This is a genomic window from Phenylobacterium sp. 58.2.17 (genome assembly GCF_026411515.1).
Taxonomy (GTDB): Bacteria; Pseudomonadota; Alphaproteobacteria; order Caulobacterales; family Caulobacteraceae; genus Phenylobacterium.
In genome coordinates this window covers 13,314-35,167 of sequence record NZ_JAPMTQ010000042.1, presented here as the reverse complement: position 1 = coordinate 35,167, position 21,854 = coordinate 13,314, and the positions used below count along the sequence as shown (strand labels likewise).

27 protein-coding genes are annotated in these 21,854 nt (G+C 69.7%); 11 read left to right on the top strand and 16 right to left on the bottom strand.

What is annotated here, in order from left to right:
- Positions 1 to 202: 202 nt before the first annotated feature.
- The 9 genes from glsA to OUA97_RS19240 all read right to left on the bottom strand — a co-directional run bounded on the left by glsA (position 203) and on the right by OUA97_RS19240 (position 9,901).
- On the bottom strand, positions 203 to 1,231 hold the full coding sequence (gene glsA / locus OUA97_RS19280; RefSeq protein WP_267233659.1) for a glutaminase A: 1,029 nt from the start codon (positions 1,229 to 1,231) through the stop codon (positions 203 to 205).
- Positions 1,232 to 1,248: 17 nt separating this feature from the next.
- Positions 1,249 to 2,493 carry a DcaP family trimeric outer membrane transporter gene (locus OUA97_RS19275; protein WP_267233658.1) on the bottom strand — a complete coding sequence of 415 codons (1,245 nt, stop codon included), beginning with the start codon at positions 2,491 to 2,493 and terminating at the stop codon, positions 1,249 to 1,251.
- A 157-nt stretch (positions 2,494 to 2,650) separates the two neighbouring features.
- Complete coding sequence (locus tag OUA97_RS19270) at positions 2,651 to 3,073, bottom strand: DUF202 domain-containing protein (RefSeq protein ID WP_267233657.1); 423 nt, start codon at positions 3,071 to 3,073, stop codon at positions 2,651 to 2,653.
- A 9-nt stretch (positions 3,074 to 3,082) separates the two neighbouring features.
- Positions 3,083 to 4,504 (bottom strand): OprO/OprP family phosphate-selective porin, encoded by a 1,422-nt coding sequence (locus tag OUA97_RS19265; protein WP_267233656.1) that lies wholly within the window; start codon positions 4,502 to 4,504, stop codon positions 3,083 to 3,085.
- 111 nt (positions 4,505 to 4,615) lie between these two features.
- Positions 4,616 to 5,542 carry a transporter gene (locus OUA97_RS19260; RefSeq protein ID WP_267233655.1) on the bottom strand — a complete coding sequence of 309 codons (927 nt, stop codon included), beginning with the start codon at positions 5,540 to 5,542 and terminating at the stop codon, positions 4,616 to 4,618.
- Positions 5,543 to 5,548: 6 nt separating this feature from the next.
- The gene (locus OUA97_RS19255; protein ID WP_267233654.1) at positions 5,549 to 6,976 is read right to left on the bottom strand and encodes a dihydrolipoyl dehydrogenase family protein; all 1,428 of its coding nucleotides are present in this window, start codon (positions 6,974 to 6,976) and stop codon (positions 5,549 to 5,551) included.
- Positions 6,973 to 8,322 carry a Dyp-type peroxidase gene (locus OUA97_RS19250; RefSeq protein ID WP_267233653.1) on the bottom strand — a complete coding sequence of 450 codons (1,350 nt, stop codon included), beginning with the start codon at positions 8,320 to 8,322 and terminating at the stop codon, positions 6,973 to 6,975. The genes OUA97_RS19255 and OUA97_RS19250 overlap by 4 nt, the downstream gene beginning before the upstream one ends.
- Before the next feature lie 8 nt (positions 8,323 to 8,330).
- Entirely contained in the window at positions 8,331 to 9,341 is a 1,011-nt protein-coding gene (locus OUA97_RS19245) for a hypothetical protein (RefSeq protein WP_267233652.1), read from the bottom strand.
- Positions 9,342 to 9,346: 5 nt separating this feature from the next.
- Entirely contained in the window at positions 9,347 to 9,901 is a 555-nt protein-coding gene (locus OUA97_RS19240; RefSeq protein WP_267233651.1) for a hypothetical protein, read from the bottom strand.
- Between the two features lie 255 nt (positions 9,902 to 10,156).
- On the opposite strand from OUA97_RS19240, the gene OUA97_RS19235 reads away from it, so the two are divergent.
- The 5 genes from OUA97_RS19235 to OUA97_RS19215 all read left to right on the top strand — a co-directional run bounded on the left by OUA97_RS19235 (position 10,157) and on the right by OUA97_RS19215 (position 13,725).
- Positions 10,157 to 10,612: a surface-adhesin E family protein gene (locus OUA97_RS19235; protein WP_267233650.1), complete on the top strand. Its 456-nt coding sequence runs from the start codon at positions 10,157 to 10,159 to the stop codon at positions 10,610 to 10,612.
- A gap of 192 nt (positions 10,613 to 10,804) precedes the next feature.
- Positions 10,805 to 11,797: a helix-turn-helix domain-containing protein gene (locus tag OUA97_RS19230; protein ID WP_267233649.1), complete on the top strand. Its 993-nt coding sequence runs from the start codon at positions 10,805 to 10,807 to the stop codon at positions 11,795 to 11,797.
- 10 nt (positions 11,798 to 11,807) lie between these two features.
- Positions 11,808 to 13,049: a metal-dependent hydrolase family protein gene (locus OUA97_RS19225; RefSeq protein ID WP_267233648.1), complete on the top strand. Its 1,242-nt coding sequence runs from the start codon at positions 11,808 to 11,810 to the stop codon at positions 13,047 to 13,049.
- Positions 13,046 to 13,363 carry an antibiotic biosynthesis monooxygenase family protein gene (locus tag OUA97_RS19220; protein ID WP_267233647.1) on the top strand — a complete coding sequence of 106 codons (318 nt, stop codon included), beginning with the start codon at positions 13,046 to 13,048 and terminating at the stop codon, positions 13,361 to 13,363. Before OUA97_RS19225 ends, OUA97_RS19220 begins: the two co-directional genes overlap by 4 nt.
- A gap of 32 nt (positions 13,364 to 13,395) precedes the next feature.
- Positions 13,396 to 13,725, top strand: a complete 330-nt coding sequence (locus OUA97_RS19215; RefSeq protein WP_267233646.1) for a hypothetical protein — start codon at positions 13,396 to 13,398, stop codon at positions 13,723 to 13,725.
- An 87-nt stretch (positions 13,726 to 13,812) separates the two neighbouring features.
- Here OUA97_RS19215 and OUA97_RS19210 read toward each other — a convergent pair whose 3' ends face one another.
- Positions 13,813 to 14,127, bottom strand: coding sequence for a hypothetical protein (locus tag OUA97_RS19210; RefSeq protein WP_267233645.1), 315 nt, complete (start codon positions 14,125 to 14,127; stop codon positions 13,813 to 13,815).
- A 90-nt stretch (positions 14,128 to 14,217) separates the two neighbouring features.
- On the opposite strand from OUA97_RS19210, the gene OUA97_RS19205 reads away from it, so the two are divergent.
- The gene (locus OUA97_RS19205) at positions 14,218 to 14,604 is read left to right on the top strand and encodes a hypothetical protein (protein ID WP_267233644.1); all 387 of its coding nucleotides are present in this window, start codon (positions 14,218 to 14,220) and stop codon (positions 14,602 to 14,604) included.
- A 48-nt stretch (positions 14,605 to 14,652) separates the two neighbouring features.
- Here OUA97_RS19205 and OUA97_RS19200 read toward each other — a convergent pair whose 3' ends face one another.
- Both OUA97_RS19200 and OUA97_RS19195 read right to left on the bottom strand, forming a co-directional pair.
- Entirely contained in the window at positions 14,653 to 15,075 is a 423-nt protein-coding gene (locus OUA97_RS19200; protein ID WP_267233643.1) for a hypothetical protein, read from the bottom strand.
- Positions 15,076 to 15,175: 100 nt separating this feature from the next.
- Entirely contained in the window at positions 15,176 to 15,394 is a 219-nt protein-coding gene (locus OUA97_RS19195; RefSeq protein ID WP_267233642.1) for a hypothetical protein, read from the bottom strand.
- Between the two features lie 392 nt (positions 15,395 to 15,786).
- Between OUA97_RS19195 and OUA97_RS19190 the strand changes: the two genes are divergently transcribed.
- Positions 15,787 to 16,197 carry a hypothetical protein gene (locus OUA97_RS19190; protein WP_267233641.1) on the top strand — a complete coding sequence of 137 codons (411 nt, stop codon included), beginning with the start codon at positions 15,787 to 15,789 and terminating at the stop codon, positions 16,195 to 16,197.
- Here OUA97_RS19190 and OUA97_RS19185 read toward each other — a convergent pair.
- On the bottom strand, positions 16,194 to 17,123 hold the full coding sequence (locus OUA97_RS19185) for a LysR substrate-binding domain-containing protein (RefSeq protein ID WP_267233640.1): 930 nt from the start codon (positions 17,121 to 17,123) through the stop codon (positions 16,194 to 16,196). The two genes, OUA97_RS19190 and OUA97_RS19185, sit on opposite strands and share 4 nt — an antisense overlap.
- 99 nt (positions 17,124 to 17,222) lie before the next feature.
- On the opposite strand from OUA97_RS19185, the gene OUA97_RS19180 reads away from it, so the two are divergent.
- Together OUA97_RS19180 and OUA97_RS19175 are read left to right on the top strand one after the other, a co-directional pair.
- A complete protein-coding gene (locus tag OUA97_RS19180; protein WP_267233639.1) occupies positions 17,223 to 17,402 on the top strand; it encodes a hypothetical protein in 180 nt (59 codons plus the stop codon).
- 58 nt (positions 17,403 to 17,460) lie between these two features.
- Entirely contained in the window at positions 17,461 to 17,919 is a 459-nt protein-coding gene (locus OUA97_RS19175; protein ID WP_267233638.1) for a VOC family protein, read from the top strand.
- Here OUA97_RS19175 and OUA97_RS19170 read toward each other — a convergent pair.
- Both OUA97_RS19170 and OUA97_RS19165 read right to left on the bottom strand, forming a co-directional pair.
- Positions 17,870 to 18,127, bottom strand: a complete 258-nt coding sequence (locus tag OUA97_RS19170) for a DUF3297 family protein (protein ID WP_267233637.1) — start codon at positions 18,125 to 18,127, stop codon at positions 17,870 to 17,872. The two genes, OUA97_RS19175 and OUA97_RS19170, sit on opposite strands and share 50 nt — an antisense overlap.
- A 40-nt stretch (positions 18,128 to 18,167) precedes the next feature.
- A complete protein-coding gene (locus OUA97_RS19165) occupies positions 18,168 to 19,091 on the bottom strand; it encodes an HAD family hydrolase (RefSeq protein ID WP_267233636.1) in 924 nt (307 codons plus the stop codon).
- Between the two features lie 156 nt (positions 19,092 to 19,247).
- Between OUA97_RS19165 and OUA97_RS19160 the strand changes: the two genes are divergently transcribed.
- Positions 19,248 to 19,631 carry a hypothetical protein gene (locus tag OUA97_RS19160; RefSeq protein ID WP_267233635.1) on the top strand — a complete coding sequence of 128 codons (384 nt, stop codon included), beginning with the start codon at positions 19,248 to 19,250 and terminating at the stop codon, positions 19,629 to 19,631.
- Positions 19,632 to 19,637: 6 nt separating this feature from the next.
- Here the strand turns inward: OUA97_RS19160 and OUA97_RS19155 are convergent, their stop codons facing one another.
- Complete coding sequence (locus tag OUA97_RS19155) at positions 19,638 to 21,005, bottom strand: PLP-dependent aminotransferase family protein (RefSeq protein WP_267233634.1); 1,368 nt, start codon at positions 21,003 to 21,005, stop codon at positions 19,638 to 19,640.
- Between the two features lie 81 nt (positions 21,006 to 21,086).
- Between OUA97_RS19155 and OUA97_RS19150 the strand changes: the two genes are divergently transcribed.
- Entirely contained in the window at positions 21,087 to 21,527 is a 441-nt protein-coding gene (locus OUA97_RS19150) for a DUF983 domain-containing protein (RefSeq protein WP_267233633.1), read from the top strand.
- Positions 21,528 to 21,854: the final 327 nt, after the last annotated feature.

Sequence of the window (21,854 nt, the reverse complement as noted above, 5' to 3'; positions counted from 1 at the left end):
AAAACCACAAAAACACAATAATATTGTTTTTTTGGTGGGCACGAATTTTTTAAAAACACCCCCGCCCCGCCCCGGGCGGCGCGGTGGGCTGGGCTTCATTGGCCGCGGCCGCGAGCGGCCACGCCAGGAACAGGGCGGCGGTGCCGGACCCGGCCGCCAGCGCCGTGCGCACGTCTCCCCCGCCACGCATCACCATCTCCGACTAGACCGGCCGCACCGAGTAGGGATTGCCGCCGAGGGCGTTCGAAATCGCGGTGATCGCGCGCTGGCCGCGGACGCTGTTTCCGGCCGCGTCGAGCGGCGGGGCGAAGGTCCCGATGCCGAACTTGCCGGGCGAGACCGCGATGATCCCCCCACCGACGCCGCTCTTGGCCGGCAGGCCGGTGTGGAACAGCCACTTGCCGCTGTCGTCGTAGAGACCGGCGGTGGCCATCACGGCCAGGATGCCGGGAACGTGGCGTTGGTCGACCACCTGCTTGCGGGTCACCGGATTCTTGCCGCCGTTGGCCAGGGTGGCGGCCATGACCGCCAGGTCCTTGGCGTTCACGGCGATGGCGCACTGGCGGGTGTAGAGGTCGACGGCCTGGGCCGGGTCGCCCGGGAACCGCTCATAGGCCGACATCAGCTGGCCGATCGCCCGGTTGCGCTGGTTGGTGTCGGCTTCGGACTTGTAGACCACCTGGTCGACGTCGAGTTGGCGACCGGCGAAGTCGCTGTGGATGCCGAGGATCTTGCGCCAGACCTCGTCGGCGCTCGAGCCCTTGACCATGCCGGTGGTGGCGATGGCGCCCGGGTTCACGAACGGGTTCATCTCCTTGCCCTTGAACTGCTCGACGGCGGTGATCGAGTTGAAGACCTGGCCGGTGGCGTCGACGCCGATGCTGTTCTCGATCAGGTCTTCACCGGACTCCTGGAACACCAGGGCCAGGGTGAAGACCTTGGAGATCGACTGGATCGAGAACTTCGGCTCGATGTCGCCGACGAAGGAGGACTTGCCGCCCGGGGTGACCAGGCCGATCCCGAAATAGTTGGAAGGCACCTGGGCCAGGGCCGGGATGTAGTCGGCGTTCTTGCCTTCATTCAGGCTCTTGTATTGCGCATGCGCGGCCTTGACGGCGGCGTCGATGTCGCCTCCGGCCCCCGACTGGGCGAGCGCCGGCGCGGCGGCGGAGGCGGCGGCCACGAAGGCGAAGGCCTTGGCCATGTCCCGCCGGGAAACGTTGGCTTGCATGATCAAAAGCTCCCTGATCAGCGGAAGTCGTTGCTGGAGAAGGCGTATTTGAACGAGACCTGGAGGCGGTAGTCCTCGCCTTCCTCGCCGTCCTTGTCCTCGCGCGTGCCCCACAGGAACTCGCCGCCCATCATGATCTTGTCGGACGGTGAGTAGAGCAGGTTCACCGACGCGTACTGGGCGGTCTGGAAGGCCGTCGCTTCCTGGAAGTTGGTGTTGTCGACCTGCACGCGGCTGTAGCCGATCGACGAACTCCATTGATCGTTCCAGTAGTGGTCGTAGTAGGCCATCAGTCCGAACAGCGGCACGACGTCGCCGCGCAGGCCGATGGGGGGAAGCTCGCCGGGCGCCGGCGGCGGCGCGCTCAGACGGTCAGCTTCCGGCGCCAGGTCGGTGCCGCCGTCGTTCATGTAGGTGGCGATGCCCTCGCCGTAGACGGCGCTGAGGTGGATGACGTCCTTCTCGAGCAACTTGATGTTCGAGCTGAGGTTGACGCCCCAGCCGGTCTTGCTGTCGGAGGGTTCGTTGTTCGGGGTGCCGGCGGTTTCGAAGCCGACGCGGCGCAGGATGCCGGCGACCTGGACGTGGCCCCAGCCGCCGCCATAGCGCCAGTGCGCGGTCAGGTCGGGAAGCTCCTCGTCGCCCTGCAGGCCTGAGGCGATGTCGGAGTCGATCAGGCGGACGTTGCCGGGATCGATGTCGTTGCTCGGCAGTTCCAGAGCGACGGCGATCTGGTGAGGCCCGGTCTTGTAGGTGTAGCGGATCTGCGGGGTGCGCACGAACACCATGCCGTTGGGTCCCCAGTAGTCGATGGTGTTGGGGAAGGTGTCGCCGTCCATGAAGACGGTGTTGGTCTGGCCGGCCAGGATCGGGCCCCATTCGCCGTAGGCGTGACGCAGCCGGAAGGTGGTCTGCCCGGCGTCGTCGCCGACGCCGTAGAGGTCGAACTCGAACCGCACGAACAGATCCCGGCCGCCGACCGGTTGATTGGCTCGCACCCCGAAACGGGTCTGCCGGGCGCTGAGGATGGCCTGGCCGTCGTCGCCGTAGATGCCGTCGACGGTGGGGATCTTCGACGGACGCAGGGTCGCGTCCCAATCGGGGTGAACCCGCTTGAAGTCCTGGACGTAGTCCAGCTGGGCGAAGCCGTAGACTTCGAAATTGGGTTCGTTCTGGGCGTGAGCCGCCCCTGCGAAGCAAAGGCCGACCATCGCCGCCCCGAGCGTCAGGCGGAACCTTGCGCCGCGAACATCTCGCGCCATAACCAGCCCTCCAGATTTCCACCCACAAGCGGGGCTGGTGGAAATACTGCGGCCGAGGTTTGGCGCGGCCAATCGGGTAAAGCCCTAGGGTAGGCGGCGCCGTTATTGTGGATGCGGGACTTTTATTTGTCTTTACTTCGCTGCCAGCGGGTGAGTTTCAGCCGAACGCCTGGACGGTCATCGAGGCCAGCGCCGCCAAGCCGACGGCGAGCAGCAGGAAGGCGACCACGAAGGTCGCGCGCGTGCTGTAGACCTGCCGGCCGGCGACGCCCGGCGGCAGGCGATGGCGCCGCTGGAGGATCGCCTGGTAGCGCAACTGGTTGAACGCGCCCCAGCCGAGATTGAGCATTCCGATGGCGACGAGGGCCAGGCCAAGGCGTCGCGCGATCTGGTCGAGGTCGATGCTGAATGTGGCGCCGGCGCCGGCATTGTTCAGGAAGGCATGGATCGTAAAGCCGAACCCGATCATCGAGATCGAGACCTGGACGATCTGGATCATCGTACGCTCGACGTCGCGCAGGGCCGCATCCCGGGCGGCGATCAGAACCGAAAGGGCCTGTTCCGACCCGTCTTCCGCCATCACGTGCTCCTAGAACGAGTACCGGATACGGACCGCCATGATATCAAGGCTTTGCCCGATCTGGACGCCGATCGGGGGTGTCGAAGGAACCGGGCCGAACGGGTCGGGGTCATCAGGCCCCGCCGGATTGAGCCGGTCTACGTTCACATGCAGGTAGTTGAACATCACCCGCACCCGCGGCCGTGGATACCAGAGCAGTGCTGCGCCCAGGATCTCCTGCCGTCCGCCGCGTACGCCGCCCGCGGGCGTGGGCTGGCCGGCCGCGCCCTCTTGGTCGTTGAGGTCCATGACGCTGTAGCGAAACGCCAGCTCCAGAGCGCCCCAGCCGCCGCGCCCGATCGGCGAGAGCGGCTTGGGAAAGGCGAAGGCGGCGAGCGTCTGGTCGAAGCGCCGTGTTTCGCCGGTGAGGATCCAGCTGCCCTGCACGTAATAGCCGCCAAAGCGCGGGTCGCCACCCTGGCCGGTCCGGTCGACGGCGAACAGAAAGCCTTCAGCCTGGAGGTAGAAGTTCCGACGCTGGGCGGCGAACTCGAGGCCAAGGACCTGGGCCCGATCGGCGTCGATCTCGCCGGTGTCGATCAGCGGGGTGTCGTCGACGTCGATCTCGGGCGTGTTGAGAAAGCGGACCGGAAAGCGCTCGGGCCGGCCGGAGTCCTGTTTGGTGGCGGCGGCGAGGACGAAGGCGCCGTTGACGCCAAGGTGGAAGCGATAGTCGTTCCGCCCTTTGAACGCCCGCGTGTAGCGGCCGAGGATCGCCGCCCGCGGCGCATAGTCGTCGTCGGCGTCGAGCGGGGGGCCGGTCAGGCTGAGCGCGATCATCGAGCCGGGCACGACGCGCCTGACCGTCATGCCGATCCGGCCGTCGCCGCCGCCGAGGGAGCGGGCGAGGTCCGCAGCGGTCGCCCGTTCAAGGAACAGGTTGCTGTCGGAGCTGGTCGCGCCCTCCATATTGGTCGGCGGCGAGAAGGCTCCGACGCGGATCGAGTAGGGCTTGCGCAGATAGCTGGCCCAGACCTCGGCGATGCGCGCTTCGCCGGCCTCGTCGGCGTCGCCAAGTTCGAACATGGCGCGATAGGCGAAGTGTTCGCCGTGTGATCCCTCCCAGCCCAGGCGTGCGCGCCGCAGGTAGGAGCCGTCGTTGAGGTTGCGCGCACCCAGCGGATCGCCCAGATGCACGCCGCCGCGGCGGAAGTCGCTCTCCGGCGGGCCTTCGGCGGCCTGATCGTAGATCGCGCCGTCGTACTGCAGGTAGCCGTGGAACGTCAGAGGCCCAAGCTGGAAGTCGAGATCGAGCAGGGGCGCGAGGGAGAACCGGCTTGCAGAGCTGTCCGCTTCGGCGGGCGGCGGCGGGGGGCTCTCGGCGGCCGGCGGCGCCGGATCGCCGGCAACCGCCGCTGCGAGCGCGGCGCTCGTCGTGGCAATGGCGTACACGTTCGCCGTGCTCCGATGTTCGGCTGCGAGCGTCGGAGAATTGGAGCGGTCGCGACATAGGGCAAACACCTGAGGGCGAGGCGCGAATAACCTCCAGCATGGAGAGCCGGGTCAGAACGGCGCGACCAGGGCGGTGCGGAAGAACCAGCCGTCGGGGCCGTCGTCGCGGCGTTCGATGACGTGCTGGTAGGTGAAGATCAGATTGATGTTGGCGACGAACGGCAGGGCCAGGCTGCCTCCCGCCGTCCAACCGTGCGTGCCGCCGTCTTCGGGTCCGTCGTCGATGCGCGTTTCGCCACCTTGCCGATAGAGCAGGTCGGCCGAGGCCCATACGCGCGGACTGAAATTGTGGGTGAGGTGCGCCTCGACCGTGAACAGAGGGGCCTTGGCGCTTCGCTCCGCGCCGAACGGATCGTCGTTGTGCTCGTAGAAGGTCAAGCTAGGCAGCACCTCCAGGCTGGTCAGCTCCGGATCGCGGTACGAGCGGCCGTGGGCGTAGACCATCGGTAAGCCGGCCTGATAGGCGAGCCGATTGGCGCCGAGGTTCACGGGCTTGTCGTGGCTATAGGCGCCGGTCGGGAAGTAGACGCGGCCGAACACGCCCAAACCGAAGCCTGGCTTGAAGGCGGCGAAGGCCTCGGGCGACAGGGCCGGCGCGCCTATCAGGCCGACCGTGCCGCCGATCTGCATGTCGCCGAAGCCGCTGCTCTGGGGGGCGCCGCTGGCGCGCACCTTGCCGGTCGGCACGATCACGAACGGCGTCACCGGCCGGCCTGCGACGTCGAAGGTGCGTGCATAGCGGAACACCAGGATGTCGGTGTCGATCTTCGAGCCCGGTTCGATCGAGCCGGGCTCCGGCGTTTCGTTGCCCCGCTTGTTGACCAGGAAGGTGGTGATGCTCTGGGTCCCGACCGGAGCCAGCTGGTAGACGCGCGCGCCGTCGTCCTGGCCGCGGACCGGGGCGGCGGCGAGGGTCAGCAGCACCGTCAGCGCGAGGCCGGCGAGCAGGCGGAGCAGGAAAAATCCCCGGGCCCGCACGGCGGCCTACCGCAGACCGGCGGCGAACAGCGGCGGCGCCAGGGCCGGGTTCAGTTCGCGGGCGGCCATGGCCGCGGCGCGGCCGAGGACGCCGGCATAGGTCGGGTAGGAGAGCGGCAGACGGGCGAGGTCGTCGACGGTCATTGCGGCGGCGATGGCGACGGCGGCGATCTGGGCGACCTCGACCGCGCGCTCGCCGACCAGGTGGCAGCCGAGCAGACGGTGCTCGGCGCGGTCGACCACGAGCTTGCAAAGTCCAGTTTCCCGCCCGTCGATGATCGCCCGGGTGAGGGTGTCGAAGCCGGTGACGACGACGTGGACGTCGTGCGCGGCGCGGGCCTCACCCTCGCCCAGCCCCACCTGGGCGTATTCCGGATCGGTGAAGCTGCCGACCGGATTGACCAGATGATCGGCGACCTCGGCCGCGCCGGTCACCGCGTTGGTGGCGGCGACGAAGCCGGCCTGCAGCGCCTGGGGCGCGAGCATGCGGGCGCCGACGACGTCGCCGGCGGCGTAGATGTGCGGCGCGCTGGTCCGCTGGGCGGCGTCGACCTGGACGAAGCCGCGCGGGTCGAGCGCCACGCCGGCGGCCGGCAGGTCGAGGGCTTCGGTGTCGGCGGCCCAGCCGGTCGCCATGACCACGACGGCGGCCTGGGCCTGGCGGCGCTCGCCGTCCCGCACGTAGGTCATCTGCACGCCGCCGGGGACGGGTTCGAAGGATTCGATGCGGCCGAAGCCCTCGTGGACCGCGATCCCGGCGTCGCGGAAGGCGGCGGCGACGCAGGCCGAGACCTCAGGCTCCTCGGTGCGCAGGATCCGCTCGCCGGCCTCGAACAGCGCCACGCGAGACCCAAAGGCGTTGAACACCGAGGCGACCTGGGCGCCGGTCGCGCCGGCCCCGACGACGATCAGGCTCTCGGGGACCGCGGTCAGCGACCAGGCGTCGCTGTGGGTGCAGGTCAGCTCGAAGCCGGGGATCGGCAGGCGGCGGCTGATCCCGCCGGTGCAGAGGATCACCTTGTCGGCCTGGAATCGGCGGCCGTCGGCGGCTTCCAAGGCGTGGGGATCAAGGAAGCGGACGGCCCCGACGCCCGCGTGGAGGACGACCCCGGCGGCCTTGACCTGGGCGAGCAGGGCGGCGCGCTCGCCGACGCGGGCGACCACCTCGTCGACCCGGGCCAGCAGGCGCGGATAGTCGAGCCGCGGGACGCCGACCTCGACGCCGTATTGCGGCAGCTGACGGGCCTCGCGCATCAGCCGCGCGGCGTGGGCCAGGGTGCGCACCGGCACCGGCCCGTCATTGGCCGCCATGCCGCCGAATGCGCCCTTGGTCACCAGGGTGGTGCGCGCGCCGAGGTCGCCGGCGCGCAGGGCCGCCAGGGTCCCGGCCGGTCCGGCTCCGACCACCAGCACCTCGCTGGCCAGCAGGCTCATGACGGCGCGTCGGGCAGGTCGGCCAGCCAGCGCAGGGCGCGCAGTCCAGGCATGAAGCCGTACGCGCCGCCGCGTGTGGTGACGAAACGGGCCAGGCCGTGGACCTTGCGCGGCAGCGGCCGGCGCGGGATCGTGTAGGAGCCGGTCCCGTCCGCCGATCCGGTCACCGGGTCGATGGCGTCCTGCAGGCCCAGGAACTCGCCGCCGTTCACCCACTCGGACTGCACGAACTCGAACTGGCGCTTCAGGTGCGCGCCGACGAAGGCGAACATCAGGCCGCGGTCGGCGCCGTCGTCCTCCAGCGTCCCGGCCGGCAGCGGCGGGCCGTAGACCGTGCCGCGGCGGATCATCCGGTGCAGGCGCACGACCCCGGCCACCTCGGCGTCGCGCGGGTTGCAGCGGCGGACGTGCGAGCCAGGCGGGGTCTTGTAGCCGGTGGCGTCGTCGGCCTTGAACAGGAAGGCGTTGTTGCGCGCAGGGTCGGCGCCCAGGGCCAGGTCGTCGTGCAGCGGGCAGAGCGCCAGCGGCGCGCCGCTGCGCCAGCGGCCCATCATCTTGGCGGCCAGCAGCTCCTCGTCGTCGGCCCCCTTTGCGTTGTCGCGCAGGTAGCGGCGGAAGGCGGCGACATCCTGGTGCAGCTTGCGGAACACCACGTAGCTGCCGTTCAGGCCCAGGACCTCCGGCTGCGGCGCGGGCGGCAGACCGCCCATCTCGTCGGGGTAGCCGAGCACCAGTTCGCCGGCCTTGAGCGGGGCCTCCAGCGGGTTGGAGCCGGGTATGCCGCTGCCCTCGATCGCCGGATGGCTGATACCGTCCTTGAAGCCGAAGGGTTCCTTCTCGTCGGGCGGGGCGTGGCAGTCCTGGCGCCAGATCGGAACGATCCCGGCCAAGTCGGCGAAGGCGGCGCGGGCGCGCTCGATCGCGCCTTCCAACGAGGCGGAGTCGGGGGCGACGCCAACCACGATCACGTGGACGCCGGGGCCGCCGAACGGCGCCTCCCAGTGCGCGGGCGCGCTGGCGCCGACGTCGCCGAGGGCGCTCGCCCGGGCGCTCATGCCCTTGCGGAATTCCCAGGCGAAGCTGTCCAGAGAGGCCTGCGGGACGCCCAGAGCCTGCAGCCCCTCGAAGGTCAGGGCGACGCTGACCCAGGTGTCGCGCCCCGGCCGGTCGGGCGCCGCGGCGGAGGTCACCACGTCGGCGAGGCGGCGCAGCAGCTCGCGCCCGTCGCCGCGCGCATCGATCCGCAGCAGGATGTAGGTCGCCGCATAGGGCGACGGCCGGGGCCGCAGCACCCCGCTCTGGATGTCGTCCAGGTCCAGGTTTGCCGCGTTCGGGTCGTCCGCCATCCGCCGCCTCACGCCGTGACGAGGTTTTTCCAGAAGCGCTCCAGGCTCGCGTCGCCGCCGAACAGCGTGCTGAACACGGTGGAGTCGCAGACCACGATGTCGCCGGCCCGATCGCCGGCTGGCGGCGCCCAGACCAGGGTGTTGAACTCCATCTCGCCGGCCTGGGTCATCGGGTGCGGGTGGGCGAGGTCGATCGGCTGGGTGGCGAGGACCCGCGCGGTCCCGTCGTCGCGGGTCAGGGCGTAGTGCGGCAGGTGCATGTGGAAGTTCAGACTTTCCACCCCGGTCAGCAGGCCGGCGGCGTCGACGTCGCGGAACGCCGTGAACGGGGCGATCTTGTCGCGCGTGCCGGGGCGGACGGCCGGTCGCAGCGCCCAGCGGTTCTGGACCGGGACGCCCAGGCCGTGCAGCAGCGCCAGGGCGTACTGGCCGAAGCGCTGCTGGCGCGGGACCAGAGCATCGCCATGGTGGGCGTACTCCATCGCCCTTTGCTCGAGGTCGTCGGTGGCGCCGACGTCATGGTGGGGCCCGATGACCAGCCGCGTGCCCTCGCGTCCCAGCCAGGCGCGGACCGCCTCGATCTCGGCCGGCGACGGCGTCTGGCCGGTGATGTTGTGGTCGAGCCCGAACAGGAACAGCGTGTCGCAGTCGTCCAGCACCCGCTCATCCAGCGGCAGGGCGAAGCCGGCCTGGTCGACCCGCTGGAAGACCGGGACCGGATGGCCGGTGACCTCGCCGACCAGGGTCTGGAACGGGACCCAGGCCCAGAAGAACAGCTCCAGCGCGCCGCCGATGCCCTGCTGGAACTGCATCGGGTCGGCGAACCGCGGGACCTCGTAGGCCGGCCAGGTCACACGGCGCACCTCGGTCATGGTCGAGAAGCGGTTGTCCATCTCGATGGTCGGGCGATTGGCCTCGGCGGGATAGCTCCAGGAGAGGTAGACGCTGACCCGCCGGCGGCCGGGCGTGTAGGGCCGCGGCTGGTGGGCCTGGTTGTAGGTGCGGGCAGGGTCGCTCATGACAGCTACTGCAGCTGATCCAGGGCGTCGCTGAGCGAGGCCTTGAGGCGCAGCGCCTTCTTGATTTCGTCGCCGCTTACATAGGGATACTCGCCGTACTCCAGGAAGCTGGGGATCTGGTGCTCGCGGGCGTAGCGGACGAAGGCGGCTGGATTGGTCTTCCAGTCCGGGGGGAAGTCCTGGAGATTCTCGAACACCGTGTCGACGCCGGACAGCTTGAACAGCTCGACCGCGTCCTCGGTGTACTTGTCGAAATCGGTGTCGAAGATGCCCTGATACATGAAGTAGGTGTCGTCCCCGATCGGGAACAGCAGCCAGCGCAGGAAGTGCAGCTTCAGCGGTGCGAGCAGCGTAGGGTTGTCGCGGATCGCCGCCTCGATGGTCTTGCCGTGGGCGCGGATCACGTCCTCGCGGCCGGGGATGATCTTGGCCAGCAGTGAAAATCCATAGTTGGCAGGCGTCTTCGGGAAAGCCGGGCCGTAGGGGCCATCCACGCGCTCGAAATAACCTTCCTTGGGGATCGCGAGCGCCGCCGGTTGCAGGTGGTTCTCAGCGGACATCGAGGCTCTCCGTGATGGCGGCGGCCTGCGGCGCGGGCCTGTCCCGTGCGGCTCACCCTAGGTCCGGGCCAGCAAGGTTCACTCGGGCGAAACCCTTGGGGGCTTGGCCCCCAAACCCTGGCCGTGGCTGAGAGTATCGGCCTGACGAAGGTGGCGCCGATCCTGAACCGGGGGCGGGCGTGGAACGTTAACTGTCCCAGTCGCGAACGGTGCTGCCGGGCGCACATGGGCCACGCTCGCTCGGAGGGCTGTGGGATGAGCTATCGCAAGGCGGCGGTCGCCGCCGTGGGTCTGGCGCTGCTGGCGAGCGGTGCGCACGCCGCGCCGTTCGAAGCCGTCAGCTTCAAGAAGGGGCAGAGCGCCCTGGTCTACGATGTCGGCAGCGTCCGGCGCGAAGGGGCCATGGCCCAGGCCTGGGTCTACCAGATCGTCGCCCACCCGATGGACGGGGCGAGCATGGTGGCGACGTTCCGCGAGTTCTCCTGCGCCATGCGCCGGACCCGCGATCTCGCCCGCCGCTTCGTCTCGCCGGACGGGGAGACCCTGCGCGCGGTGGAGACGCCGGGCGAGTGGCAGGACGTGGCTCCGGGCGACGAGCGGTACGAGCTGATGCAGCAGGTCTGCATGGGCAAGCCGCAGCGCATCGCCGGCCAGCAGATGTCGGTGTTCGACTTCCAGACCGTGGTCCGCGACGCCCTGAGCGCGCCCTAGAGCAATTTCCGATCTAATTGGATCGGAAATTGCTCATGACTCTTTGAATTTAGAGCATTTTCTTCGCCGAACCGGTAGCCACTTCGGCGGAAAATGCTCTGGGCTTTGCATTTACGCACGAAGCGATGGCCGATCCGCAACGGCGGCGATCGCATGCTTGCGCGCGAGCGGGCGGCTGGCCACGGTGTCGCAATGACGACGTGGATCGACCAAGCCGAGCTGACGGCCATGGCCCAGCGCCAGTCGGGCCTGGAGATCCTGCGCCAGCTCTACCCGCCCGAGCGCGTCGCCCACGTCGAAAAGCTCGAGTTCGTGCCGGTCGAGGAGGGGCTGTTCTGCTCGCTCAACGCCTGGAAGACCGCGGAGCCGACCGCCGACCATACGGTGGTGCGCAACTCGATCGGGCTGCAGTTCGTGCAGGCGGGGGCGGTGCGCCAGACCCTGGCGGGCCACGGACGCTACCTGCACGCCGGGGCGCGGGTCTGTCTGACCACGTTTCCGAAGGAGACGCGGCAGGTGCGCCGCTACGACGCGGGCCTGGACGTCAAGTACATCGGCGCCTGGGTGGCGCCTGACCTGCTGGTCGACAAGTTCGGGCTGGAGGTCGAGGCGCTGCCCGCGCCGCTGGCGGCGTTCTTCCGCGGCGAGACCAGCCAGCCGTTCTGCATGAGCCTGCCGCTGCCGCCGCGCCTGTGGCTGGCGCTGGACGAGGTGTTCGCGAGCGGCTTTTCCGGCAAGCTGCGCCAGACCTACCTGGCCACCAAGATGACCGAGCTGGTCTGCGAACTGACCGCCAGCCTCGGACGGGCGCCGGCTTTAGGCGCCGGCGCCAGCGGGCAGGCCGAGCTGTCGCCGCGCGAGCAGCTGCTGATCGAGACCGCGGCGATGATCTACATGCGCGAGCTGGCCGCCCCGCCGTCGGTGGAGGCGCTGGCCGCGCGCATCGGCCTGAACCGCAACCGGCTGTCGGAAGGGTTCCGGCAGGTGTTCGGCTGCACGCCGCACGACTATTCCAAGCGCCAGCGGATGGACTGGGCCCGGCGGCTGATCCTGGACGGGACCATGCGGCTGGGCGAGGTGGCGCAGGCGGCCGGCTATGCGAGCCCGTCGAGCTTCAGCCGCGCTTTCACCGACCACTTCGGATTTCCCCCCTCGGCGGCGCCGTCCGCCGCGACCGCTGAATAAAGGACCTGGCATGGCTGGCTTTCTGATCGTCAACGCGCGGCTGCTCGACCTGGAGGCCGGGGTGCTGCGGGGCGGCGCCTCGCTGCGCACCGAGGGCGACAAGATCGTCGAGGTGGCCGAGGGCGGCCGGGAGATCGCCGCCGGCGAGGGCGTGCAGGTGATCGACGCCGGCGGCCGCACCCTGATGCCGGGCCTGATCGACGCCCACGTCCACGCGGCCCTGACCACCATGGACTTCGCGGCTCTGGCGCGGCGGCAGACCTCGTGGCGGGCGATCGAGACCAAGTTCATCCTCGAAGGCATGCTGGCGCGGGGCTTCACCACGGTGCGCGACGCTGGCGGGCTGGACCCGGGCATCGCCAACGCCCTGGACCGCGGGCTGGTGAAGGGCCCGCGGGTGTTCCGCTCCGGGCGGGTGCTGAGCCAAACGGGCGGCCACGGCGACAGCGATCTGCCGCAGGAGAGCCCGCAGCTCTGCGCCTGCTCGATCCGCTCGTCCTATTTCAGCCACGTGGCGGACGGCGCCGACGCGGTGCGCAAGGCCGCGCGCGAGGAGCTGAAGTCCGGGGCCCATCAGATCAAGGTGATGGCCGGCGGCGGGGTGGCTACGCCCTCCGACCCGATCGACATGGTGCAGTACACCGAAGAAGAGATCCGCGCGGCGGTCGAGGAGGCGCGGGCGCGTCGCACCTACGCCTTCGCCCACGCCTACATCCCCGAGGCCATCGAGCGGGCGGTGCGGGCCGGGGTGCGCTCCATCGAGCACGGCAACCTGATCGATGCCGGTTCGGCGCGGGCGATGGCGGCGGCCGGCTGCTTCCTGGTGCCGACCCTGGTGACCTACGACCAGATCGCCGAGACCGGCAAGCAACTGCGCTTCCCGAGCGAGAGCCTGCGCAAGCTGGGCGAGGTGCTGCACGCCGGGGTCGGGGCGGTGCAGATCGCGCTGGACGCCGGGGTGAAGGTCGGGTTCGGCACCGATCTGCTGGGCGAGACCCATCCGGCCCAGTCCAAGGAGCTGCTGCTGCGCGCCCAGGTGCAGAGCAACGCCGACGTGCTGCGCTCGGCCACCCTGGTCAACGCCGAGCTGCTGCAGCGCCAGGGCCAGCTTGGCGAGCTGGCGCCAGGGGCGTTCGCCGACCTGCTGCTGGTCGACGGCGACCCGCTCGCCGACCTTAACGTGCTGTGCGGCCAGGGCGAACGGATCGACCTGATCATGCGCGGCGGCGCGCTGGCCAAGAGCGCCCTGTGAGCGGGGCGGTGCGCAGCGTCATCCGCTTCACGGTCAAGCCGGGGCGGGAGGCCGAGTTCGAGGCCGCCTTCGCCGCCTGCGGGATGCTGACCCGGCCGCGGGCGATCGAAGGCTTCGTCGAGGCCGAACTGGTGCGGGGACTGGAGAATACGGGCGAGTACCTGGTGATCGGGCGCTGGGCGGACGCGGCCGCTTACGGCGCCTGGCAGGCCCGCTCGATGGAGGGCGTCACGGCGCAGCAGCGCCAGGCGCTGCTGGAGACCCTGGTCGATCCGCGGCCCGGTGCGGCCTATGCGGTGGCGGCCGTGGGGTAGCTTGCGGGCGCTGGTCGGGGTAACTGCCTGCCATGGCGCGCACCAAGCACAGCGACGAGTTCGAAATCGAGGTCGACGGGGAGCCCTATGTCTGGTGGCTCCACCGCCGTCCGCAATGGTCCAGCGACACGGCCAAGTGGCGCGGCATGGCGATCGCCGTGCGCCACCAGGAGGGCAAGCGCGAGGCGGTGCTGGAGTTCCCGCCGGGGCCGCAGCCCCGGTTCGGGGCGCCGCAGCTGCAGGCCTCGCAGATTGCGCGGCCGCTCGTCGCGACCGCCATCGCCTCGGCGTTGGAGGCCGGATGGGAGCCGCTGTCGCGCGGCAAGACCGTCACCATCGTGGTGGACGAGACCGGCGGCTGAAACCCAGCGCGGCGAACCCCTCGCGAAGGCGAGGGGCCTTAGGACGCGATCGGGCCGCGGCGGTGCGGCGGCGCGAGGCGCTGCGGATCAGCTTTCCTGATGCAGGGTCCTGGCCGCAGGCTGGGCGGCGGCCAGGTCTTCGTGTTCGGCGTCGCGGACGGCGCGCGAGACGTTCAGGCGCGTGAACAGTTGCCCCGGGGCGTCGGCGAGGGTCGCCTGGGCCAGTTGCTTGGCGCGCGACAGGTCGCTGCAGACGCCGAGGCCGAGGATGGTCACGTCCGGACCTTCAAACGCCAGGACGGCGAAGTTGCCCGCCGTCGGCGTGTGATGATCGCTCTCCGGCCAGGCCCGGAAGCGGTAGGCGGCGCCCGAAGCGCCCCGGAGTTCAACAAATTCACGCATCAACACTATCCAAGCGCCCAACAGGCGCCAATTTCCAGAACTATCGGACCGGAGAATCACCGATCCACGAACAGGGAGCCGAACCGGCGCATGGCCGAGTCTATCGAGCGCTTTCTACGCCGTCGCCCCACGATCTCCACACATGCGCCACTTGGCCGCGTGTTCAATGTCCTGCGCGAGACCTGGCGGCTGGACGACGACCCCAAACGCACAACCCCCGACAGCGGTTTCATCGCCACGGGACGAACCGCGGCCGAGGCCGCGGACCTCGCCCGCGAGTGGACCGGACGGTACGCCCGGCACGGCTTCGACAAGGCCTCCGGCGCCTGGTGGGCGGTGGAGGGCGCGCACATCCACCGCATCACCGTCGGCCCGCGCCGGCGCCGCTCGCTGGGGCTGGCGCTGGGCCTGGGGGCGGCCGGCCTGGCGGCGGTGCTGGTCGCCCGCGGCGCTTCGGGGCGCCGCGCCGACCGCTAGAGCAAAATCCGATGGGCCGGATCCTGCGCTACGCTCCTTGAGAATGCTCTAGCAGGCGTAGCGCCGCTCGATGGTCACGCGTCGGCCGATGTACGGATCGTAGACCCGATCGCGGCTGACGCAGGTGCGCGGGGCGTAGCCGTAGCCATACGCGTAAGGCCGCGCATGGCTGTAGCCGCGGCCGTAATAGCCGTCGCCGTAGCCGCGCGACCCGCCGCGGTAGTAGCTGCCGCCGTTGTAGTAGCCGTCGCCGTAATAGCCGTTGTCGTAACCGCGGTTCTTGCTCGACCCGGCGATGGCTGCGCCGAGCGCCAGGCCCAGCACGCCGCCGACGATGGCGGCCGCCGCCGCGTCGTTGTTGTCGTGGTCGCGATGGTAGCGGTAGGGCTCGGCCTGCGCCGAACCGGCGCTCGCGGCGATGGCGCCGGCCGCCGTGACCGCTGCGATCGTCGTTGTCAGGAGCTTTTTCATGCTCGCCTCCTTCCGGCCCCGTCCGAATATGGGGAGGCCGGTCTCAGACGGCACGGTCGCAAGGTCACGCTGAACGCAGGCTGAATGGGTTAAAGCTCGGTCACGAACGTGGTGTCGTCTCGGAGGCACGGGGCAAGGCGCGGGCGCTCCACGGATCGCCGCGCGGGGTCACGACGGTGAAGTCCGGGCCGCTGATCAGGGCGACCATCGCGCCGGCCTGCGGCCCCGTCGGCGGGGTGCGATCGGCAAAGGTCGGCGTCTCGGCCGCCGAGGCCGAGGCGATCGCGACAAGAAAGACGGTCGTTGCCAACACTTTCATCTTAGAACCCTTGCTGTACCTTGGCCGGGTAACCATCAAGAATCCGCCCCTCGCGCCGGCTTGTGCGAGAAATCGGCGCGACTTTCCACTCGATTCAACTCTGTCACGAAAGTTTATTGCGGCTGCGATGCTGACAGGCGTGCGTTGACTGCTGATTGGGCGCCGTCCGCGGTCGGCGAGACGACAGCGCCGATGCTGACCTGGGTTGAATTCCGATCTGAATGGGTCGGAATTTGCTCAGCACCCTTTGAACTTGAAGCATTTTCTTCGCCGAGCCAGCAGCTGCTTCGGCGGAAAATGCTCTGGCCGTCACGCGCTCGCCATGTTCGCGCTGTTAAGCGTTCCGCCCTTGCGCCCGGCGTTTTTCGGGCGCGTGTCGGACGGAGTAGACGGTGAAAGCATTTTCCATGGCGATCCTCGCGGCGGCGGCGCTGGGACTGGCGGCCTGCGGCGAGAAGACGGCGGGGGCGCAGGGCGGCGACCCGAACGCCGGCCTGGATGTCGCCATCCGCAGCTGGCACGCCGAGCTGAAGGCCAACGACCCGCAGTGCAAGGGCAAGCCCGAGGGCGAGCAGTGCCGGGCGTTCGAGGTGGCCTGCAAGGGCCTGCGCGAGGTCAGTCCCGATGAGGCGGCCCGCGGCATGACGGCCAAGATCGGCGCGGCCATCGGCTGGGAGGCCTGGGACGTTGCGCGCTCGGAGTATCGCCCGACCTCGGCGACGGCCGAGTTCCAGAAGGTGGGCGGCGAGTGGAAGCGGCTGGCCACCGGGCCGGTCAACCTGTCGACCTGCGTGGCCTCCTAGGGCTCGCGCCGCGGATAGCCGCGCAGGACGGGGTCCTGCGCGACGCAGTCGAGGATCCACTCCCGGAACGCCCGGATCTTCGGCGCGCGGGCGCGGTCGGCGCGATAGGCCAGCCAGTAGGCGCCGCCGTAGTGGGCGACGGTCTTGAACGGCATGACCAGGCGTCCCGCCTCCATGTCCGCATTGAAGAAGAACGGGCAGGCCAGCGCCACGCCCTGTTCGCCGAGCGCCGAAGCGACCTCTACGGTCTGGCTGTCGCCGATGATGCGCGGCGTGCGGATGTCGGCGGCGTCTTGGCGTCCGACGCCGACCGCGGCGAACCAGATCGCCCACTCCTGGGGCGAGCCGATCAGCGGGGCCTCCAGCAGGTCCTCGGGGCGGGCCAGACCGCCCAGCCGCTCGCGCATGGCCGGGGTGCAGAGCGGCGCATGGATGTGCGGGAACAGGTAGTGGCTCTCGATGCCCGGCCAGTCGCCTTCACCTGACCGCACGGCGACGTCGAAGTTTTCGTGCGCCAAGTCGACCAGCCGCGTCGAGGTGTCGAGCCGCACGGCGATCGACGGGTGCTTGAGCTGGAACGCGCCGATCCGCGGCGCCAGCCATTGGTTGGCGGCGGTGGCCAGCGAGGTGATCGAGAGTACGCCTTCGCCGGTCTCGGTGATGTCCATCAGCGCCGTGCGCAGCACGCCGACCGCCTCGCTGGCGGCGCGCGCCAGCCGCTCGCCCGCGGCGGTGAGCGTCACCTCGCGCGGCAGCCGCAGGAACAGCGGCTGGTCGAGCCGTTTCTCCAGCGCCTTCACCTGCCAGCTGACCGCCGCCTGGGTGATCCCCAGCTCCTGGGCGGCGCGCGTGAAGCTGCGCAGCCGGGCGGCGGCCTCGAACACGCGAATGGCGCTGAGCGGGATGGCGGCGAGGATGTCAGACATAAGTAATCCTAATGTCTAGAGCAGGAGGACGCGTTTGTCACCAAGCCCCGTTCGGCCGATCTTCTCCTTGTACAGAAGCGGTCAGAGCGGATCAGGACAATGGAAGAGCTGCACAGGCTCCATAAGGATGTTCCCTTCGGGTGGGTGCTTTGGCTGCAGGAGGTCTTCGGCCAGGCAGGGCGCAAGCGCGCGGTCCGCGACCAGCAGGCCGCCAAGGCCAAGCCGACGTCCGGGGGCTATGTCCCAGGCGACCTGCACTGCCTGTCAGGGCCGCATTAGGCGGTTGACTGAAGGTGAACAAATAGTGAACATACCGCGATCCTGAAGGGAGCCCGACGTGAAAGCGAAGATCAGCATGATCGGCCTGGGCGTGCGCGACTTCGCCGCCTCGCTGGCCTTCTATCGCGACGGCCTGGGGTTTCCGGTCCACAACCCGCAGGAGGGCGAGGATTTCGCGATGTTCGCCCTGGAAGGGACGTGGCTGTCGATCTACCCGCGCGACAAACTGGCGGAGGACGCGACGGTGGCTGACGACGGGGCCGGGTTCAGCGGCTTTTGCCTGGCGCACAATGTCGGCTCGAAGGCCGAGGTCGACGCGGTGTTCGCGCATGCGCTCGCGGTCGGCGCGCGGCCGGTGAAGACGCCGCGCGACGTCTTCTGGGGCGGGTACTCAAGCTATTTAGCCGATCCGGACGGCCACCTCTGGGAAGTGGCCTGGAACCCGTTCACCGACCTGACGTCAGGACTTACTCGGCCAGGTCCTGGAAGTAGGGCTCGACTTCGCCCTGCAGCTTGACGGTCATGGCGTTGCCCTTGCGGTCGACGGTCTTGCCGACGCTGAGCCGCACCCAGCCTTCGCTGACGCAGTATTCGTCGACATTGGTCTTCTCGACGCCCTTGAAGCGGACGCCGACGCCGCGCTCCAGCGCTTCGGCGTCGTGATAGGGGCTGGCCGGGTTCACGGAGAGCCGGTCGGGGGGCGTGGTCGGGCGGGTGTCGCTCATGGCGCCCGATTAGCCTTCCTGGGCGCGATTGCCAACCGTCCTAGCTGGCGGGCGGGAAGACCTGGGCCCAGTCGCGCTTGACGCTGACCACCTGGATGCCGAACTCGGCGGCCCGGTCGAGGGTCTCGGTCAGGGGGCTGAGCTTGAAGTCACGGTCGTAGGCGGTTTCACGCTCATTGTCGTCGTGATGCACCAGCAAGGCCAGGCGCCGGCCGGGGCCGTCCAGGGTGTAACGAAGCATCGCCTGGTCGCCGTCGGAGTTGCCGAACGCCAGGATCGGGCGGCGGCCGATGTGCAGACCGATATTGGCCGGCTTCACGGCGCGGTCGTCGAAGGTGTCGAGCTGCGCCAGCTTCATCAGCGCGAGGCGGCCGCCGGTCTCCTGCAGTTCGGTCTTCACGCTGGAGCCGATCACCTGCTCGGGCGGCACGCCGTACACGGGCTCGGCGAAGGCGCGCATGAAGTCGATGCCGCCGCCGGAGACGATGAAGGTCTTGAAGCCGTGGGCGCGCAGATAGGCCAGCAGTTCCAGCTGCGGCTGGTAGACGACCTGCGGGTAGGGGCGATCCAGCTTGGGGTGGCGGGCGGCGGCCAGCCACTGGCGCACCTCGTCCTGGAAGGCCTCGACGCTCATCCCGGCGTGCACGGCGAAGGCGAACTCGAAGATCCCCTGTTTGCCGAGCGCGAGGATGGCGGCCTTGTCGTGGTCCAGGAAGGCCTTGAACGGCGGGCGCTGGGCCAGCGTCGGATCGGCTGCAGCCATGGCGGCGGCGCGATCGAAGGCGAACAGCACCTGCACCTGCAGCGGCTGCTCGCACCAGAGGGTGCCGTCGTTGTCGAAGACGGCGATCCGTTCGGGCGCGGGCACGAAGTCGTCGCCCCCCTCCTTGGTCGTCGCGGCCACGAAGTCGAGAATGGCGCGGCGCGCGGGGCCGTCGGTCCAGGATGGCAGGGCTTGGGTCACGGCGTCCTCCGATGGGCGCCAGCTTCGCCTGGGGATTCCAGAGCGCCTATCGGGGGTTTCCCGTGGAGAGGGGCCCGTCAACGCCCCCTTAAGCTGCCCGCCGGCAGGATGGGCGAGCCCTTGCGCGACGGGGGTCTTGCGACCTGGGAGGTCGGCATGTCGGTGACCCGGACGTCCAGCGTGCGGCGGTCCCACGACCATTTCGAGCCCGACGGCTCGCTCGACCCGCAGGCCCAGAAGCGGCTGCGGGGGCATATCGAGCAGATCGACTACACCGCCTATGCCTCGAACCGCGAGGTGATCGGCCAGATGCTCGGCCAGGCCGACGCGGCCAAGTTCCAGAAACTGGCGGTCGCCGCGGCGCTGGCGCGCAGTCAGTGGGTGGCCCAGGCGCTGGCGCTGAGCGAGACCCCGCGTCCGCTCACCGCGCAGGAGACCGAGCGGCTCGCCGCGCTGCGCAGCGCCTATGAGGAGCTGACCGAGGCCTACGAGGCCATGCGCCGGATGGTTGAGCGCGGCTATCTGACGTTCCCGGCCTAGCGTCGCCTACACCACCATTCGACCGGTCGGTTCGCCGCTGAGGATCGCGGCGACGCCGCGCAGGGCCTGGGTGAGCACGGACTGCCGGGCCGGACCGCCCAGCGAGATGCGCAGACCCGCGCGGGCGCCCGGCGTGGTCGCGAAGGCGTCGGCGGTGACCAGCGAGAGGCCGCGGCTCTGGGCGGTGTCGCGCAGCCGCTCGCCCGGCCAGTGGTCCGGCGTGTCCAGCCAGATGTGAATGGCCTCGGGCGAGCCCTTGGCGGCGGGCAGGATCTGGCGGGCCAGGGCCTGGCGCTCGACCGCCTCGGCGCGGACGGAGGCCAGCACCTTGTCGGCGGTTCCCTCGCGGATCCAGGCGGTGACGATGGCCGCGCCGAGCGGGGCCGGCATCAGGGTGGTGGCGCGCAGGGCCTCGGCCAGGCGCTGGGCGGCGGCGAGGTCGGGCGCAGCGACATAGGCGATGCGCAGGCCGGGCGAGAGCGCTTTGGCGGTGGTGGCCAGGCGCCAGACCAGTTCCGGGGCGAAGGCGGCGATGGCGGGCAGGGGCGTGGACGGCAACCGGCCGTAAGCGTCGTCCTCGATTATCGGAACCTTGGCGGCGCGGGCGACGGCGGCGACTTCGCGGCGTCGGCCCTCGCCCATGGTGGCGGCGGTTGGGTTCTGGTGGGTGGGAATGCAGTAGATCGCCCGCGGCGCGTGCTCGGCGCAGAGGCGGGCCAGCGACTCCGGATCGAAGCCCTCGTCGTCGACCGGGCAGGCGACCAGGCGCAGGCCCAGCAGGGCGGCGACCGACCGGACGCCAGGGAAGGTCAGCGGCTCGACGATGACCGCGTCGCCGCGGCTGGCGAGCATGGCGAGGATGGCGGCCAGCGCTGCTTGGGCGCCGGGAGTGACCACCACGCGATCCGGCGACACCTCGTCTTGCCCTGGCGCAAGCCAGACGGCGCCGGCCGCCCGCTGGGCCAGCGAGCCGCCGGGCGGGTGATAGGCCATCAGCGCCTGCGGGTCGGTGCGGTCGAGCACCGCGCCGGCGGTCTCCTTCAGGAGTTTACCGAGGTTGAGTCCTTTGGGTGGCGGCGGCAGATTCATCGACAGGTCGACGAGGCCGGCTTCGTCCTCGGCCGCGCGGCCGGCGACGTAGGTGCCGCGGCCGACTGCGCCCTCGACCAGCCCGCGGGCGCGGGCGGCGGCGTAGGCGCGGGTGACGGTGGTGAAGTCGACGCCGAGCGCGGCGGCCACAGCCCGCTGGGGCGGCAGTTGCTCGCCGGCCTGCAGCTCGCCGTCGGCGATCGCAGCTTCCAGCGCGCGCAGGATGGCCAGGTAGATCGGGCCGCCGCCGCGGTCGACGCGCCGCAGCCAGAGGGTCGCAGGCATGCTTGCTATCTCGCTCCGAAATCCATACATTGATATACAATTGTAGGCATCAATGCAACGATTGTATGCAGGGACCTGGATATGGCCGACGCCAACCAAACCTATGACCCGCCGCTGCCGATCATCTCGGGCCTGACCTGCCGGTGCCCCCGCTGCGGCAAGGGCAAGCTGTTCAGCGGCTTCCTGAAGATGGCCCCGAGCTGCGAGGCCTGCGGGCTGGATTTCTCGTTCGCCGATCCCGCGGACGGCCCGGCCTTCTTCGTCATGACCGCCATCGGGATGATCGTCATCGCGGTCTTCACCTGGGTCGAGGTGGCCTATCACCCGCCGATGTGGGTCCACATGGTGACGGTGTTCCCGGCGCTGATCATCGGCTGCCTGGGTACGCTGCGGCCGGTGAAGGCCTGGCTGGTCGCCTCCCAGTTCTTCCACAAGGCCGAGGAGGCGCGGTTCTCCAGCCTCGGCGGCCATGGCGAGGGCGGCTTCGGGCTGCGCGGCAAGGCTCGCGACCGGGCGGCGTAATCAGGTCGGATTCGACCCCAGGTAGGGTGTTCTCGGCGCCACGCTTCCGCATTTTGTGGTGGCAGTTCCGCCTGCGGAACAACTGCGACAAGAATGTTAATTGGATGGACTCACTGCGTCCGTCATAAAGGCGCCATCGTTTCGACGCGGCGCCGACGATGGCGACGAGGTCCGCCTGTGGGGACAGGCTAGAAGGGGGGGTCCGGGCGTTGGCGGCCCCGCCCCAATATATTCCCCCCCCCACAAAAATAACTTCTCGTGGGCCCCCCAAACCCCCGCACCCGCGGGTTAGTGCGTTTTGATCGGGGCGGGTGTATTTTATCGTAC

Excerpts from the sequence above, each read along its gene's own strand:
- glsA (WP_267233659.1), bottom strand. The coding sequence starts at position 1,231 with ATGCAAGCCAACGTTTCCCGGCGGGACATGGCCAAGGCCTTCGCCTTC.
- OUA97_RS19275 (WP_267233658.1), bottom strand. The coding sequence starts at position 2,493 with ATGGCGCGAGATGTTCGCGGCGCAAGGTTCCGCCTGACGCTCGGGGCG.
- OUA97_RS19270 (WP_267233657.1), bottom strand. The coding sequence starts at position 3,073 with ATGGCGGAAGACGGGTCGGAACAGGCCCTTTCGGTTCTGATCGCCGCC.
- OUA97_RS19255 (WP_267233654.1), bottom strand. The coding sequence starts at position 6,976 with ATGAGCCTGCTGGCCAGCGAGGTGCTGGTGGTCGGAGCCGGACCGGCC.
- OUA97_RS19250 (WP_267233653.1), bottom strand. The coding sequence starts at position 8,322 with ATGGCGGACGACCCGAACGCGGCAAACCTGGACCTGGACGACATCCAG.
- OUA97_RS19245 (WP_267233652.1), bottom strand. The coding sequence starts at position 9,341 with ATGAGCGACCCTGCCCGCACCTACAACCAGGCCCACCAGCCGCGGCCC.
- OUA97_RS19240 (WP_267233651.1), bottom strand. The coding sequence starts at position 9,901 with ATGTCCGCTGAGAACCACCTGCAACCGGCGGCGCTCGCGATCCCCAAG.
- OUA97_RS19235 (WP_267233650.1), top strand. The coding sequence starts at position 10,157 with ATGAGCTATCGCAAGGCGGCGGTCGCCGCCGTGGGTCTGGCGCTGCTG.
- OUA97_RS19230 (WP_267233649.1), top strand. The coding sequence starts at position 10,805 with ATGACGACGTGGATCGACCAAGCCGAGCTGACGGCCATGGCCCAGCGC.
- OUA97_RS19225 (WP_267233648.1), top strand. The coding sequence starts at position 11,808 with ATGGCTGGCTTTCTGATCGTCAACGCGCGGCTGCTCGACCTGGAGGCC.
- OUA97_RS19215 (WP_267233646.1), top strand. The coding sequence starts at position 13,396 with ATGGCGCGCACCAAGCACAGCGACGAGTTCGAAATCGAGGTCGACGGG.
- OUA97_RS19210 (WP_267233645.1), bottom strand. The coding sequence starts at position 14,127 with ATGCGTGAATTTGTTGAACTCCGGGGCGCTTCGGGCGCCGCCTACCGC.
- OUA97_RS19205 (WP_267233644.1), top strand. The coding sequence starts at position 14,218 with ATGGCCGAGTCTATCGAGCGCTTTCTACGCCGTCGCCCCACGATCTCC.
- OUA97_RS19200 (WP_267233643.1), bottom strand. The coding sequence starts at position 15,075 with ATGAAAAAGCTCCTGACAACGACGATCGCAGCGGTCACGGCGGCCGGC.
- OUA97_RS19195 (WP_267233642.1), bottom strand. The coding sequence starts at position 15,394 with ATGAAAGTGTTGGCAACGACCGTCTTTCTTGTCGCGATCGCCTCGGCC.
- OUA97_RS19185 (WP_267233640.1), bottom strand. The coding sequence starts at position 17,123 with ATGTCTGACATCCTCGCCGCCATCCCGCTCAGCGCCATTCGCGTGTTC.
- OUA97_RS19180 (WP_267233639.1), top strand. The coding sequence starts at position 17,223 with ATGGAAGAGCTGCACAGGCTCCATAAGGATGTTCCCTTCGGGTGGGTG.
- OUA97_RS19170 (WP_267233637.1), bottom strand. The coding sequence starts at position 18,127 with ATGAGCGACACCCGCCCGACCACGCCCCCCGACCGGCTCTCCGTGAAC.
- OUA97_RS19160 (WP_267233635.1), top strand. The coding sequence starts at position 19,248 with ATGTCGGTGACCCGGACGTCCAGCGTGCGGCGGTCCCACGACCATTTC.
- OUA97_RS19155 (WP_267233634.1), bottom strand. The coding sequence starts at position 21,005 with ATGCCTGCGACCCTCTGGCTGCGGCGCGTCGACCGCGGCGGCGGCCCG.
- OUA97_RS19150 (WP_267233633.1), top strand. The coding sequence starts at position 21,087 with ATGGCCGACGCCAACCAAACCTATGACCCGCCGCTGCCGATCATCTCG.